We start from the raw sequence: 13,835 nt of genomic DNA on the forward strand, positions 1-13,835 counted from the left end.
TGCCACTTGGGGCCGATCCGGCGGCATTGCTCGCCGCGATCGTGGAGTCGACTGACGACGCGATCGTCGGAAAGACACTCGAGGGCCGTATCCTGAGCTGGAATGCGGCCGCCGAGGGAATCTTCGGTTACAAGGCCGAGGAAATCGTCGGCCGGAACGTGCGCACGCTCATTCCCGCCGATCGGCAGGGCGAGGAGGATCGTATCCTCGCCGCGATCACGCAGGGCAAGCGCGTGCCCACCTTCGAGACGGTGCGCCTGCGCAAGGACGGAAGCGAAGTCCATGTCGCGGTGACGGTATCGCCGGTGCACGACGGGAGCGGCAAGGTCATCGGCGCGAGCAAGATCGCGCGCGAGATTACCGAGCGCAAGATGATGATGGCGCAGTTGCAGGAAAGCGAGGAACGCTTCCGCCTGCTGGCTGACAATATCTCGCAACTTGCCTGGATTGCCGACAGCGAAGGCTGGATCTTCTGGTACAACAAGCGCTGGTTCGACTATACCGGGACCACGCTGGAAGCGATGCAGGGATGGGGCTGGAAGGCCGTCCACCATCCCGATCATATCGATCGCGTGGTCGAGCGTCTGCAGCGAAGCTGGGATACCGGTGAGGACTGGGAGGACACTTTCCCCTTGCGCGGAGCGGACGGACAGTACCGCTGGTTCCTGTCCCGGGCCGTGCCGATCCGCGATGAACGAGGCGGGACCATCTGCTGGTTCGGCACCAACACCGACGTTACCGAAATGCGCGATGCCGAGCAGCGGATCGAACTGCTGCTGCAGGAAGTCAATCACCGCTCGAAGAACATGCTGGCCATCATCCAGTCGCTCGCGCGTCGCGGCGATGCCAATGGGCCGGATTTCGTCAGGAAGCTTGAGCAGCGCATCCAGGGGCTGGCGGCCAATCAGGACGTCCTTGTCCGCCGTTCGTGGTCGGACATTCCGGTGCTGGAAATGATCGAGGGCCAGCTGCGCTCGCTGGGCGAGGCGCGCTCGCAAGTGACCTGCAAGGGCGAAACGGTAATGCTCTCGCCCGGTGCGGCGGAAGCTTTGGCCATGGCGACGCACGAGATGTGCACCAATGCGATGAAGTACGGTGCGCTCTCGGTGCCGGCGGGCCGGGTCGCGATCGAATGGGAGGTGATGGGAGAGGGCGAGGACGCGCGCTTCCACATCTCCTGGACCGAGAGCGGTGGGCCGGCAGTGTCGCCGCCTGCACACCATGGCTTCGGTTCGCGCATCATCGTCGACGTACCGCGCGTGAAGCTCGATGCCAGGATCGAAACGGACTATCCTCCCGAGGGATTTCACTGGGCGCTCGAATGCAGCCTTGGCTCGATTAGCTGATCTTTGCCTTCCTGATGCGGAACCGAAAGGCGTCATGCGGGCGCGCTTTGCGGTAAACGCAAGTCAGGCAGTTGTGTCCGCCAACATTCGCCGTTAGGCTGGCGCTTGTCATGAAGGAACTGTTCCAACATTCGGCAATAACCGATGGCGTCATCGTTCGCGTGGCCGTCAATTTCCTGCCCGAACAATCGCGTATCGAGGCGGGGAAGTGGTTCTGGGTCTATCATATCCGGATCGAGAACCACTCGGACCAGCCCCTTCAGCTTCTTACCCGCCACTGGCGCATCACAGATGGCAAGGGCGAAGTGAATGTCGTCGATGGCGATGGCGTCGTCGGCGAACAGCCGGTCATCGCGCCGGGCGCTAGCCACGATTACGTATCGGGTTGCCCCCTCGCGACGCCGCAGGGCAGCATGGAAGGTCATTACGTCTTCCGCGGTGCAGATGGACGCGATGTGAAGGCGCTGATCCCGTTCTTCCCGCTGGCCGCACCTGCAACAGCGGGCTGAACGAAGCACGCCTTTCCTGATCGATCCGAGCGGGAACGCTCGCCGCAAAGTCCGGCCTTGTCCGGTCTTACGCAAACTTCATTGCCCCCGCCGCCTGCGGGGCATAGGTAGCATTCCATGAAGCGAACGCACTTGCCCCTCAATGCCTTGCGAGTCTTCGACGCAGCAGCCCGCCACTTGTCGTTCACGCGCGCGGCCGACGAACTGGCGGTTACACCTGCCGCCGTCGGTCAGCAGATCCGCGCGCTGGAAGACCTGCTCGGCGTTGTCCTGTTTCGTCGTACCAGCAAGGGGCTGGAACTCACCGAGGAAGCCGGTTCGGGCCTTGCCGCGCTGCGGACCGGATTCCTCCATTTCGAGGACGCGGTGCAGACGATGCAGGCGGGCCAGTCGAGCCACGTCTATACGATCGCAGCACCACGCGAATTCTTCGCCGCGTGGCTGGCGCCACGCCTGGCTGCGTTCCGCGCAGCCAACCCGCAGGTGCGCTACGTCATCGTCGATGGCGAGATGACCGACTTCACCGAAGCCAATCTCGATCTGGCCGTGCGCTGGACGGACGGGCCGGGCGACCTGGAAGGGATTGCGCTGGCGCCCGCCGAATGGGCCGAGATCGGTGCGGGTGACTGGATCGGCTGGCCGGGAGATCCTTTCCCGGGCACCGAGGGTAAGAGTGCCGACAAGGACAGCGAAGAGGACAAGCCGCCGATCTCGGTCAGCGATGCCGGGCAGGCCGTCGCTGCCGCCGTTGCCGGGCTGGGCAGGGCGCGCGTCCCGGCCCTGCTGGCCGAAGGCCTGGTCGGGCAGGGCGGCAAGGATATGGTTCACACGGTCACGCCGTGCCGCAGGGGCTATTGGCTTGTCGCGCCGCTGCCGCAATGGCGGCAGAAGAAAGTGCGTGCGCTGGTCAGCGCGATCACCGGGACCGACTGAGGCAGACCGCTACTCCTGTCACGACATGTCAGCCGCGCCGATTGGGATCGAGCGCGGAACGTCCACTGCGTGGCGGTACCGTGCTGCGTGCAGGCGCCGGACCGGAGCCTTCGAGCGCCATAAGCGCGGCAATGCGCTTCTCGGTGGCCGGGTGGGTCGAGAACAGGTCCGAGATGCCCGTAGGTACGATGTAGAGCTGGGCGGCGGCGGGGTTGCCCTGTGCCGCATGGCTGGGGATCGCGCGCGCGGGACCAGCGATCTTCGATAAGGCCGAGGCGAGGGCGCGAGGATCGCCGGAGATCTCTGCTGCAGCCCGGTCTGCGCCATATTCGCGGGTCCGACTGATCGCCATTTGCACGATCATCGCCGCGAAGGGCGCCATCAGCATCGCGGCGATGGCGGCAAACGGGCTGGCCCGGTCGTTGCCGCGCCCGCCGAACAAAAGGCCGAAATTGGCGATCATCGAGATCGCGCCGGCAATCGTTGCGACCATGGTCATGATCAGGGTGTCGCGATTGCGGACATGGCCAAGCTCGTGCGCCATGACTGCGGCGACTTCATCGTGGGTCAGCATGTCGAGCAGGCCGGTCGTTGCCGCGACTGCCGCGTTTTCCGGGTTGCGGCCTGTCGCAAAGGCATTCGGGTTGGCGCTGTCGACGATGTAGACGCGCGGCATCGGCAGGCCGGCCCGTTGCGAGAGCTCGGCGACCATCCCGTAGAACTGCGGGGCCGACCGCGCATCGACTTCACGGGCATTGTGCATGCGCAGGACGATCTTGTCGGCGTTCCAGAACGTGAAGAGGTTCATGCCTGCCGCGACGACGAGCGCGATCATCGCCCCGCCGCTGCCGCCGAACATGTAGCCCAGCCCCATGAACAGCGCCGTCAGCGCCGCCAGCAGCATGGCCGTTTTCAATCCGTTCACTTCACCTGTCTCCAGACCTTGAAACCTAGCCGATGATCTAGGCACGGCAGGCGCGAAATCAATGTCATCGAGCGTGCAGACATACACCACCCCATGGCCGAAACATGACGCATCCGGGCAATCCGCGCTTGCCTTGACCTGCCCTATCGAACAGTTGGCGAGTGAGTGGATATCGCGAAGAGCCTGACAGCCATGCGCAGGCCGCAAGACTGGGAGTTGAAATGACCTACAAGCACATCCTTTTCAGCCTCGAAGATGGCGTCGCCCGGATCTCGCTGAACGATCCTAAGACGATGAACGGCGTGACCGAGGAGATGGGACGCGAGATGGTCGATGCGCTCGACCGTGCGGCGAAGGATGCGCGGGCGGTCGTAATCACCGGGGAAGGCAAGGGTTTCTGCTCAGGAGCGAACCTGACGGCCGCGCAGGACATGCTGACTGACCCGATGCGCGATGTCGGCGGCCAGCTCGACCGTGCCTTCAACCCCGTGATTCTGGCGATCAAGACGATGGAGCAGCCGGTCATCACCGCCATTCGCGGGCCGGCTGCGGGCTTCGGCGCCGGCCTCGCCGCGGCGGGCGATATCGTGATGATGTCGGACAACGCCTACTTCTTCTGTGCCTTCTGCCACGTCGGGCTCGTGCCCGATGGAGGTGCCACTTACCTGCTAAGTCAGGCGGTGGGCCGGGTCCGCGCCACGCAGATGATGCTGCTGGGCGAAAAGGTCGATGCCAGGACGGCGCTCGACTGGGGGCTTGCGACCAGGGTGGTGCCCGACGAGGAACTGGACGAGGCAGCGATGAAGCTCGCCCGCCAGCTTGCTGCAGGTCCGCGCTCGCTCGGCCTGATCAAGCGGATGGCCTGGGATGCGCTGGATTGCGGCATGGAGGCCGCGCTTCAGGCAGAGCGCGTCAACCAGCGTGCTGCAGGTCGCACCGAGGATTTCCTCGAGGGCGTCAATTCCTTCATCGAAAAGCGCAAGCCCGCCTTCAAGGGGTGCTGATCGCCTGCGGTCTCAGGTCGCTCCCGATTGATTCTCAAGCGGGAGCACCGAATTGCGGATGACCAGATCTGCCTTGAGTGCAGGCGCGTCGTCCGCCGCCATCGCCTGGCCACGAATGCGCGAGACCGCTTCCTGAGCCATGGCGGCCCAGGGGATGTGCATGGAGGTCAGCGCCGGCCAGATCCTTGCGGCAAGCGGGGTGTCGTCGAACCCGACCACCGAAATGGCGTCCGGGACCATGAGGCCGGAACGCTGCGCGGCCTGGATGACGCCGGCGGCCATCTCGTCGTTGCAGGCGACGATGGCCGTGGGACGGGGGCTTACTTCCAGCAGCAGGCGGCCGGCTTCCATGCCGGACTCGAACGAGTTTTCGCCCGCCGCAATGAGCGCGGGGCCGCGATCGAGGTCGTGATCGGCCATGGCGTCGAGATAGCCCAGTTCCCGCTGCTGCGCCGTCAGCGAAGTTTCCGGGCCGCTGACCAGGCCGATGCGCGTGTGGCCGAGCCGGATGAGCCAGGCGACCAGCTCGGACATGGCGGTGCGGTCGTCGCAGGCAAGACCATGTTCGCCGCGCACACGGCCGAGACGGACGCAGCGCGTTTCGGTCTCGTCGCAGAGCAGGGTCAGTTCCTCGCTCTCGGAAAGGGGCGGCAGCAGGACGATCCCGGTGGGGCGGTGCTGGTCGATGAAGCTGCGCAGGCGGGCGACGGGATCGCCTTCGACCGGGCGCAGCACCAGCGAGAACTCGCTGCCCTCCATGCCGCGCAGCATCCCGCTTTCCACCGCCTCGAGAATACCGCGATCCGAACCGTCGTGGACGAGTGCGATCAGCGAATTGCGTCCCCGGGCCAGGGCGCGTGCCTGTGCGTTGGGCACGAAACCCGTCTCGGCGATGATTGCCTCGACCTTGCTTCGGGTTTCCTCGCTCACCAGCGGGGACTGGTTGATGACGCGGCTGATCGTCTTCTTGGAAACGCCTGACAGTCGGGCGATGTCGTTGATCGTGATGCGGGAGGACGGGATGTGCATGGCGCGAGTGTATAACCCATTGTTACCGGTTACCAAGTCGCTGGATCGCGGTTTCAACGGGGAACTGGCGAAGGGCTGTTACAAGCGAAAGATTGCAGAAACCCGCCATCACGCGTAAGGGCGCACGGTTTCTGCCACTGCATCGGACCGTGATGAAGCCTGCCTCGACGCAACGCCACTATGGTATGGACTGGTTGCGCATCGGCGCTTTCGTCCTGCTCATTTTCTACCATGTCGGCTACAACTTCACACCCTGGGGCTATCAGACGCCCACGCGCGGCGTAGTCGGCTGGGCGGAAATCCCGCTGCTGGGCCTGAGTGCATGGCGGCTTTCGCTCCTGTTCGCCATCTCCGGCTATGCCAGCGCCGCCCTGCTCGGCAAGGACGGCAGCACAGGCGCCTTTTTCCGCGGCAGACTGGCGCGTTTGGGCATTCCGCTGATCTTCGGCCTGATCGTGGTCGTGCCGCCGCAGCCCTACATGGGGCTGGTCAATTCCGGCTATGAGCACGGCTATCTCTACTACCTGCTCCACGACGCGTTCACCTTCCGCACCGTTCGCTACGAGTATGTGCCGCGGGTGATGCACTTGTGGTTCGTGGTCTACCTGCTCGCCTATACCGTGCTGTTTTGCGGCTTCCGGGCGGTGCTGCCCGAAGGCCTGCGTGCAAGGATCCGTGCCGGTGCCGAGAAGGCGCTGTCAGGTCCCATGCTGCTGCCGCTGGGAATCGTTTTCGTATATCTGGTGCGTGAGTACCTGCCATTCGGATGGACCGACATTCACAGCATCCTCGTCGACCGGGCCGCGCACCTGCATTACCTGGCGATGTTCCTGTTCGGCGTCCTGCTGCGCCAGTCAGACCCGGTGCGCCAGGCGATCGCGCGGCAGTGGAAGGTCGCAGCGGTTCTCGCCACGGTCGGTTTCGTCTGGGCTGCTGGCAATGCCTATCTTCACCCCGGCAACATCCCGACGCCGCGCGAATGGCAGGCGCCACTGTACTTCGCCAAGGCCGTGCAGAGCTGGAGCACGATCATCGCCCTGTTCGGTATCGCCGACCGCTTCTGGAACCACGACGCGCGCTGGCGGGCGACTTTGGCCGAGGCCGTGTTCCCGGTCTACATCGCGCACCAGACGATCATGGTCTTCGTCAGCTACTGGCTGCGCGACAAGGGGCTGACTGCCTTGCCCGAATTCCTGTTGCTGTGCAGTTCGGTCGCGCTGGGGTCCTGGCTGTTCTACCTGATCGGCCGGGAAATCGGCCCGCTTCGTCCGCTCATCGGGCTCAAGCGGCAGAAGTCCGCCAAGCGCGTGCAGCCGGCCGAGCCGGCGCTCGCTTCGGTTTAGTCGGACAGGAAATCGACGATGTCCCGGGCGATCTGGCCCGGCATCTCGAAATTCAGCATGTGCCCGGCATCGGCATAGTCGATCCGGGTGACTTGCGCGCCAAGGGCGGCAATAGCATCGCCGATGTGCCGGAAATCCACGGTGTCGAGCGTACCGGTCAGTAGCAGTGTCGGCACGGCCAGATGGCCCAGGCGATCGAGGTCGGGCAGGGCCTGGTGCTGGTTGTCCCCCACCCACTGCTGGCCGTGGAAGGCATCGATCGAAGCCTTGAGGGCATGTGCGGCAGGACTCGCCCGGGTGCTTTCGAACAGCGGGTGTTGCCACCACAGCTCTCGGGCGCTCGCCATGTCACCGGCACGCGCGGCGCGCCCGATCTGCTTCCAGCGTTCGATCCAGTCTTCCGACCATGACCAGCCCACCATCAGCGGGCTTACCAGGATCAGGCGACGCACCCTGTTGGGGTGATCCAGCGCGAAGTTGAGGGCGGTGGCTCCGCCGAGCGACATTCCGCACAGGTCCACTTTCCGCAGGTCCAGAGCGTCGAGAAGGGCGAGGAGGTCTTGGCCATGGGAATAGGCGCGGCCCTGCGGCGCCTCCGAATCCCCGAACCCGCGCTGATCGTAGGCGATGATCGCAAGCTTGGGGGGCAAGGCGTCGATCAGGCCCTGCCAGTCGCGGTGCGATGCCCCGAAGCCGTGAATGAGGACGAGCGGCGCACCTTCACCATCGCGCCTGACGCCGGCCAGTGTGGCGCCGTCGTCGGTTTCGATGGAGAATGATTCGAAGGGCATGGCCGCGCCGTCCTCTTCCGGGTTTGTTACATCCTCTCGGCGAAACCGCCGTAGCGACCGCGATGGAACAGCATCGGGTCATCCTCGCGCACGGTTTCCATGCGCAGGATCTCGCCCATGACGAACCAGTGATCCCCGGCCTCGGTCACGGAATAAAGGCGGCATTCGATGGAAGCGATGGAATTGGCGATCACCGGCAGGTCATGATCCGAGATCGTGAATTCCACGCCGACGAACTTTTCGTCGCCCCTTGCGCTCGCCGACCGGCACACGTCCTGCTGATCGCTGCCCATGACGTTGACGCAGAAGCGTCCGGCCTTCTCGATTAGCGGCCAGGAGGTCGATTTCTTGTCCGGGAAGAAGCCGACCAGCGGCGGGTCGAGCGAGACCGAGGTGAATGATCCCACGACCATGCCGGCAGGCTTGTCTCCATCCATGGCCGTGACGACGCAAACCCCGGTAGGATAACTACCGAGGACCTTGCGAAAATCGGCCGGATCGATCGTTGTCTCACTCACTAAGCTTCATCCTTCCTCGCGGCTTCTTGCAGGCGCCGCACAGTTAACGTCGACAGTTCATTCGCGCGAGGAACCGAAGGTCGCTCGCCTACGCGTTCCTTGCGCGAAATATTCGATCTCGTCCTGCCTGTTCGAGACTGAAGGGACAAGAGGGGAAAGGCATCGCGATGTCGCCTTGGCCTTCTTTAAACGTTGCCCTTGACTGAAATCCGTAGCCTCCCCAAATTTAATCGCGCGATTAAAAAACTTGCCTTGGCTCCACCAAAAGTGCAGGGGACGAGCCAGTGGCACATGGCCTAACGGGGTCTTGCCGGACAGCCGGCGCACTGGGTGCGCACGCGGGAACGGTTTGTCGCAAGGCTCGTGTGGTAACACTAGGGAAGATGCAAAATGGCTACTGCTGAAATGATCGCCGAAACGCCTGTCGCGGCCGAAGTGGCGGAACTGATTGCGCGTTCGCGCGCGGCCCAGGCACAGATCGAGAACGCGACCCAGGAACAGGTCGACTACTGGATCCGGGGCATGGTCTATGCCGTGTGCAAGCCCGGCCTGGCGGAAGAGATCGCCCGGGAAACGGTCGATGAGACCCAGCTCGGCAACTACGAAGGCAAGTTCAAGAAGATCTTCGTCAAGACCCGCGCCACGCTGATGGACATCATCAACGACAAGTCGGTAGGCGTGATCGAGGAAGATGCCGAGCGCAACATCGTCAAGATCGCCAAGCCGGTCGGCGTGATCGGTGCGCTCTCGCCCTCGACCAACCCGGAAGCGACCCCGGTGATCAAGGCGATCAGCGCGGTCAAGGGCCGCAACTCGATCATCATCTGCCCGCACCCACGCGCCAAGCTGATCAACGCGAAGATCTGCAACCTTATGCGCGATGCGCTGGTCAAGATGGGCGCGCCGGCAGACCTCGTGATCCCGATCGAGCAACCCTCGGTCGAGAAGACCAACGAAGTGATGAAGCAGTGCGACCGCATTCTCGCCACCGGCGGTTCGGCGATGGTGACCGCGGCCTACAGCTCGGGCACCCCGGCGCTCGGCGTCGGCGTCGGCAATGCCGTCATCACCGTCGACGAGACGGCAGACCTCGACGATGCGGCCGAGAAGATCCTGATCTCCAAGACGCTCGACTACGCAGCTTCCTGCTCGTCGGACAACTCGGTGATCCTGCTCGATGCCATCTATGACAAGATGCTGGCCAAGCTGCAGGAGAAGGGCGGCCTCGTCCTCGACAACGAGCAGAAAGCCAAGCTGCAGAAGGCGATCTGGGAAGACGGCGAACACATCAACGCCAAGGTCGTTGCGCAGTCGCCGCAGTTCATCGCCAATTACGCGGGCTTCGAGATCCCCGAGGCGACCACGTTCTTCATCGTGCCCGAAACGGGCGCGGGCAAGGACCATCCCTTCTCGGGCGAGAAGATGACCGTGACGATGGCACTTTACCGCGCCAGGGACATCGACGAGGCGATTGCGCTGACCAATGCCATCCAGGCCTACCAGGGCCAGGGCCACTCCTGCGGCATCTACTCGCAGTCCGACGAGAACATCATGAAGCTGGCCAAGGGCACCCGCACCAGCCGCGTCATGGTCAACCAGCCGCAGGCCGCTTCCAACTCGGGCAACCTGTGGAACGGCATGCGCCAGACCTTTTCGCTGGGCTGCGGCTCGTGGGGCGGCAACGGCACCAACAACAACGTGACCTGGCGCGATCTCATCAACGAGACCTGGGTCTCCAAGCCGCTCACGCAGACCAAGGTGATCCCGTCGGACGAGGAACTGTTCGGCAAGGATATCATCGAGGCGATCGGGTGACACTTTAGCGGCAACCGAACGGGATCGGGAGGCGTTCCCGGTCCTGTTCGAACCGTCAAAGGAGTAGACCGATGAACAAGACTTCCCTGATTGCCAGTGCGGCCCTTGCCATGGCGCTTGGCGCGTGTTCGAAGGAGCAGCCTGCGCCGGCTCCCAGCGAAACGGCGACGCAGGCGCCGGTTGTGGAAGCATTGGAAATCCCGGAATCGCTGCGCGGACGCTGGGGCCTCGTGCCTGCCGACTGCACCAGCACGGCAGGCGATGCCAAGGGCCTTATGACGGTCGGCGAAGACAAGCTCGAGTTCTATGAATCGGTGGCCCAACTCGGCCCGATCAAGGAAGTCGGCGACGACAGCATCAGCGCATCCTACCAATTCACCGGAGAAGGCCAGAGCTGGATCCGCGAAGTGGCCTTGTCGACCCCCGATGGCGGCAAGACCCTTGTGCGCGAGGATACCGGACCGGATGCCTCGCCCGAACCGCTTACCTACAGGAAATGCCCATGAGGGCAGCCCGGGTGAACCGGGCCCAGATGACGAGACCGAGGGGCTGACATGACTGACCAGTTTGGGTTGACTGAGGATCAGGTCGCGATCCAGGAAACCGCGCGCAAGTTCACCGCCGACATGATCACGCCGTTCGCGGCGGAGTGGGACGAACAGCACCACTATCCTGTCGATGTGTGGAAGGCAGCCGGTGAGCTTGGCTTCGGCGGCATTTACGTGTCGGAAGAAGGCGGCGGGATCGGTCTCGGCCGCCTTGACGCGGCCCTGATCATGGAAGCCATGGCCTATGGCTGCCCGGCGACTTCGGCCTACATCTCTATCCACAACATGTGTGCATGGATGGTCGACAGCTTCGCCGACCAGCAGCTGAAGGACCGCTACCTGCCCGATCTGGTCGCGATGGAGAAGATCTCCTCCTACTGCCTGACCGAGCCCGGTTCGGGGTCCGACGCTGCGGCGTTGAAGACTTCGGCGCGCCTCGACGGCGATCACTATGTCCTCAACGGAACAAAGCAGTTCATCTCGGGCGGCGGCGTCAACGACGTCTATCTCGTCATGGCGCGCACGAGCGATCACAAGTCCCGCGGGATTTCGTGCTTCCTCGTCGAGAAGGACACGCCGGGCGTCAGCTTCGGCGCGCCGGAAAAGAAGCTGGGCTGGAACGCTTCGCCTACGGCCCAGGTGATCTTCGAGGATGCGCGCATCCCAGTCGAGAACCGCGTCGGCGCGGAAGGCGATGGCTTCAAGTTCGCAATGGCCGGGCTCGACGGCGGGCGCCTGAACATCGGCGCCTGTTCTCTGGGCGGGGCGCAGCGCTGCCTCGACGAGGCGATCCAGTACGTCCAGGAACGCAAGCAGTTCGACCAGTCGATCGCCGAGTTCCAGAACACCCAGTTCACGCTCGCCCAAATGGCCGCCGATCTCGAGGCCGCACGGGCGCTGCTCTATCTGGCAGCAGTGAAGGTCACGGCCAAGACCGCCGACAAGACCCGCTTTGCCGCCATGGCCAAGATGATCGCCAGCGATACCGGCTCTTCGGTCGTCGACCGCGCCTTGCAGCTGTTCGGCGGCTATGGCTATCTCAAGGACTATCCCATCGAGCGCTTCTGGCGCGATCTTCGCGTGCATCGCATCCTGGAAGGCACCAATGAAGTGATGCGCATGATTATCGGACGGGACCTGCTCAAGTGATGACGGACGAACTGATTATCCGGCACGATGGCGTCGCCGGTCACATATCCCTCAATCGCCCCAAGGCGATTCATGCCCTGACGCTCGACATGTGCCGAGGCATGTCCTCGGCGCTGGCCGACTGGGCGAGCGACGACAATATCGGCGCGATCATGATCGATCACAGCGAGGGCAGGGGCTTCTGCTCTGGCGGTGACATCAACCTGCTGCGCAAGTCGGCCCTCAACGATGGCGGCATTTCGGGGCGGCGCTTCTTCTACGAGGAATACCAGCTCAACAACCAGATCTTCAATTACGCCAAGCCGATCGTTGCCTTCATGGATGGCATCACGATGGGCGGTGGCGTCGGGATCTCGCAGCCCGCCCGCTTCCGCGTCGCGACCGAGAACACCCGCTTCGCCATGCCCGAGACCGGCATCGGCCTGTTCCCGGACGTCGGCGGCGGCTGGTTCCTGTCGCGGCTGGAAGGGCGCATCGGCCAGTTCCTCGCGGTTACCGGCGCGCGGCTGAAGGGAGAGGATTGCCTTTGGGCGGGCCTTGCCACGCACTATCTGCCCAGCGATGCGCTGGAGGAAGCCAAGCGCCGCATTGCTGCGGGGCACGAGATCGCAAACGTGCTCAGCGCCCTGTCGGTTTCTCCGCCGGCATCTCAGCTTGCTGCGGACGAAGCCTTCATCCGCAAGCACTTTGCTTTCGAAACGCTGGAAGAGATCCTGGCCTCGCTTGAAGGCGACGACAGCGAATGGGCAGCCAAGGAACTGGCGGCGCTCAGGACCAAGAGCCCGCAGGCCTGCAAGGTCTCGCTGCGCCAGTTGGCCGAATCGCTTAAGCTATCGACGTTCACCCAGAATATGGCGATGGAATACCGCATCGGCTCGCGGGTCCTGACCCTGCCCGACTTCGCCGAAGGCGTGCGCGCGGTGATCGTCGACAAGGACAATGAACCGAAATGGAACCCGGCAACGCCCGCCGGTGTCACCGATGCCATGCTGGACGCGATCTTCGCGCCGCTCCCCACCGAAGAGGAATGGAAGCCCCTATGAGCTACGAAACGATTCTGGTCGAACAGAAGGGTGCCGTCACCCTGATCACGCTGAACCGTCCGAAGGCGCTCAATGCGCTCAACTCGCAGGTCCTGTCGGAATTGATCGATGCCTTCGCAAGGTTTGAGGCCGATGCCTCGCAGCTCTGCGCGGTGATCACCGGGTCGGGCGACAAGGCTTTCGCCGCCGGCGCCGACATCAAGGAGATGTCCGACAAGCCGAGCGCCGAGTTCTATTCCGATGACTTCTTCGCCGGCTGGACCGGGCAGATCGTCAAGACGACCCGCAAGCCCTGGATCGCGGCGGTCAACGGCTTCGCACTGGGCGGCGGCTGCGAACTGGCGATGATGGCAGATTTCATCATCGCCTCGGAAAACGCCAAGTTCGGCCAGCCCGAGATCAAGCTCGGCGTCGCGCCCGGCATGGGCGGATCGCAGCGCCTTACCCGCGCCGTGGGCAAGTCCAAGGCCATGGACATGTGTCTTACCGGTCGCATGATGGATGCCGCCGAAGCGGAGCGTTCGGGCCTCGTCAGCCAGGTGGTCCCCGCAGACCAGCTGCTCGATGTCGCCATGAAGTCGGCCCAGACCATCGCTTCGATGCCGCCGCTGGCCGCGATGATGAACAAGGAAATGGTCAACATCGCCTTCGAGACGACGCTCGACACCGGCCTCGTCATGGAACGCCGCATGTTCCAGGTCCTGACCGCGACCGAGGACAAGGCCGAAGGCATGGCCGCGTTCGTCGAGAAGCGTCCGGGCGTTTGGAAGGGCAGGTAATTCCGGCGGGCCGTTGGCAAAGAGGCGCGCGGACCAGCACTCTGGCTAGCTGTCCGCGCGACCTTCCGGCGCTAGATGCCGGGAAATGCAGTTTTGGGAGCAT

The 13,835-nt window shown here is 63.7% G+C and carries 14 protein-coding genes; 10 read left to right on the top strand and 4 right to left on the bottom strand.

Features of this window, described 5'->3' with window-relative positions; genetic code table 11:
- Window positions 1-26 precede the first annotated feature (26 nt).
- From B5483_RS02290 to B5483_RS02300, 3 genes are all read left to right on the top strand, one after another.
- Window positions 27-1,346, top strand: coding sequence for a PAS domain S-box protein (locus B5483_RS02290; protein WP_176167936.1), 1,320 nt, complete (start codon window positions 27-29; stop codon window positions 1,344-1,346).
- Window positions 1,347-1,456: 110 nt separating this feature from the next.
- Entirely contained in the window at window positions 1,457-1,855 is a 399-nt protein-coding gene (apaG, locus tag B5483_RS02295) for a Co2+/Mg2+ efflux protein ApaG (RefSeq protein WP_054945298.1), read from the top strand.
- Between the two features lie 117 nt (window positions 1,856-1,972).
- Window positions 1,973-2,788, top strand: coding sequence for a LysR family transcriptional regulator (locus B5483_RS02300; protein WP_079729354.1), 816 nt, complete (start codon window positions 1,973-1,975; stop codon window positions 2,786-2,788).
- Window positions 2,789-2,816: 28 nt separating this feature from the next.
- Here the strand turns inward: B5483_RS02300 and htpX are convergent, their stop codons facing one another.
- Window positions 2,817-3,713 carry a zinc metalloprotease HtpX gene (gene htpX, locus B5483_RS02305; RefSeq protein ID WP_176167937.1) on the bottom strand — a complete coding sequence of 299 codons (897 nt, stop codon included), beginning with the start codon at window positions 3,711-3,713 and terminating at the stop codon, window positions 2,817-2,819.
- A gap of 161 nt (window positions 3,714-3,874) precedes the next feature.
- Between htpX and B5483_RS02310 the strand changes: the two genes are divergently transcribed.
- Window positions 3,875-4,717 carry an enoyl-CoA hydratase-related protein gene (locus B5483_RS02310; protein ID WP_245828794.1) on the top strand — a complete coding sequence of 281 codons (843 nt, stop codon included), beginning with the start codon at window positions 3,875-3,877 and terminating at the stop codon, window positions 4,715-4,717.
- 12 nt (window positions 4,718-4,729) lie between these two features.
- Here B5483_RS02310 and B5483_RS02315 read toward each other — a convergent pair whose 3' ends face one another.
- Window positions 4,730-5,746, bottom strand: a complete 1,017-nt coding sequence (locus B5483_RS02315; protein WP_079729356.1) for a LacI family DNA-binding transcriptional regulator — start codon at window positions 5,744-5,746, stop codon at window positions 4,730-4,732.
- Window positions 5,747-5,898: 152 nt separating this feature from the next.
- On the opposite strand from B5483_RS02315, the gene B5483_RS02320 reads away from it, so the two are divergent.
- The gene (locus B5483_RS02320; protein WP_079729357.1) at window positions 5,899-7,089 is read left to right on the top strand and encodes an acyltransferase family protein; all 1,191 of its coding nucleotides are present in this window, start codon (window positions 5,899-5,901) and stop codon (window positions 7,087-7,089) included.
- Here the strand turns inward: B5483_RS02320 and B5483_RS02325 are convergent.
- Together B5483_RS02325 and B5483_RS02330 are read right to left on the bottom strand one after the other, a co-directional pair.
- Window positions 7,086-7,880, bottom strand: coding sequence for an alpha/beta fold hydrolase (locus tag B5483_RS02325; RefSeq protein WP_079729358.1), 795 nt, complete (start codon window positions 7,878-7,880; stop codon window positions 7,086-7,088). The two genes, B5483_RS02320 and B5483_RS02325, sit on opposite strands and share 4 nt — an antisense overlap.
- A gap of 26 nt (window positions 7,881-7,906) precedes the next feature.
- On the bottom strand, window positions 7,907-8,398 hold the full coding sequence (locus tag B5483_RS02330; protein WP_054945304.1) for a flavin reductase family protein: 492 nt from the start codon (window positions 8,396-8,398) through the stop codon (window positions 7,907-7,909).
- A gap of 390 nt (window positions 8,399-8,788) precedes the next feature.
- Between B5483_RS02330 and B5483_RS02335 the strand changes: the two genes are divergently transcribed.
- The 5 genes from B5483_RS02335 to B5483_RS02355 all read left to right on the top strand — a co-directional run bounded on the left by B5483_RS02335 (window position 8,789) and on the right by B5483_RS02355 (window position 13,732).
- Window positions 8,789-10,213 carry an aldehyde dehydrogenase family protein gene (locus B5483_RS02335; RefSeq protein ID WP_054945305.1) on the top strand — a complete coding sequence of 475 codons (1,425 nt, stop codon included), beginning with the start codon at window positions 8,789-8,791 and terminating at the stop codon, window positions 10,211-10,213.
- 71 nt (window positions 10,214-10,284) lie between these two features.
- Window positions 10,285-10,719: a hypothetical protein gene (locus B5483_RS02340; protein WP_054945306.1), complete on the top strand. Its 435-nt coding sequence runs from the start codon at window positions 10,285-10,287 to the stop codon at window positions 10,717-10,719.
- A 48-nt stretch (window positions 10,720-10,767) separates the two neighbouring features.
- Complete coding sequence (locus tag B5483_RS02345; RefSeq protein WP_079729359.1) at window positions 10,768-11,910, top strand: acyl-CoA dehydrogenase family protein; 1,143 nt, start codon at window positions 10,768-10,770, stop codon at window positions 11,908-11,910.
- The gene (locus B5483_RS02350; RefSeq protein ID WP_054945308.1) at window positions 11,910-12,953 is read left to right on the top strand and encodes an enoyl-CoA hydratase/isomerase family protein; all 1,044 of its coding nucleotides are present in this window, start codon (window positions 11,910-11,912) and stop codon (window positions 12,951-12,953) included. Before B5483_RS02345 ends, B5483_RS02350 begins: the two co-directional genes overlap by 1 nt.
- A complete protein-coding gene (locus tag B5483_RS02355) occupies window positions 12,950-13,732 on the top strand; it encodes an enoyl-CoA hydratase-related protein (protein ID WP_054945309.1) in 783 nt (260 codons plus the stop codon). Before B5483_RS02350 ends, B5483_RS02355 begins: the two co-directional genes overlap by 4 nt.
- Window positions 13,733-13,835: the final 103 nt, after the last annotated feature.

It is taken from the genome of Novosphingobium mathurense (genome assembly GCF_900168325.1).
Lineage (GTDB): Bacteria > Pseudomonadota > Alphaproteobacteria > Sphingomonadales > Sphingomonadaceae > Novosphingobium > Novosphingobium mathurense.

Excerpts from the sequence above, each read along its gene's own strand:
- B5483_RS02345 (WP_079729359.1), top strand. The coding sequence starts at position 10,768 with ATGACTGACCAGTTTGGGTTGACTGAGGATCAGGTCGCGATCCAGGAA.
- B5483_RS02300 (WP_079729354.1), top strand. The coding sequence starts at position 1,973 with ATGAAGCGAACGCACTTGCCCCTCAATGCCTTGCGAGTCTTCGACGCA.
- apaG (WP_054945298.1), top strand. The coding sequence starts at position 1,457 with ATGAAGGAACTGTTCCAACATTCGGCAATAACCGATGGCGTCATCGTT.
- B5483_RS02315 (WP_079729356.1), bottom strand. The coding sequence starts at position 5,746 with ATGCACATCCCGTCCTCCCGCATCACGATCAACGACATCGCCCGACTG.
- B5483_RS02355 (WP_054945309.1), top strand. The coding sequence starts at position 12,950 with ATGAGCTACGAAACGATTCTGGTCGAACAGAAGGGTGCCGTCACCCTG.
- B5483_RS02325 (WP_079729358.1), bottom strand. The coding sequence starts at position 7,880 with ATGCCCTTCGAATCATTCTCCATCGAAACCGACGACGGCGCCACACTG.
- B5483_RS02340 (WP_054945306.1), top strand. The coding sequence starts at position 10,285 with ATGAACAAGACTTCCCTGATTGCCAGTGCGGCCCTTGCCATGGCGCTT.
- B5483_RS02350 (WP_054945308.1), top strand. The coding sequence starts at position 11,910 with ATGACGGACGAACTGATTATCCGGCACGATGGCGTCGCCGGTCACATA.
- B5483_RS02335 (WP_054945305.1), top strand. The coding sequence starts at position 8,789 with ATGGCTACTGCTGAAATGATCGCCGAAACGCCTGTCGCGGCCGAAGTG.
- B5483_RS02320 (WP_079729357.1), top strand. The coding sequence starts at position 5,899 with ATGAAGCCTGCCTCGACGCAACGCCACTATGGTATGGACTGGTTGCGC.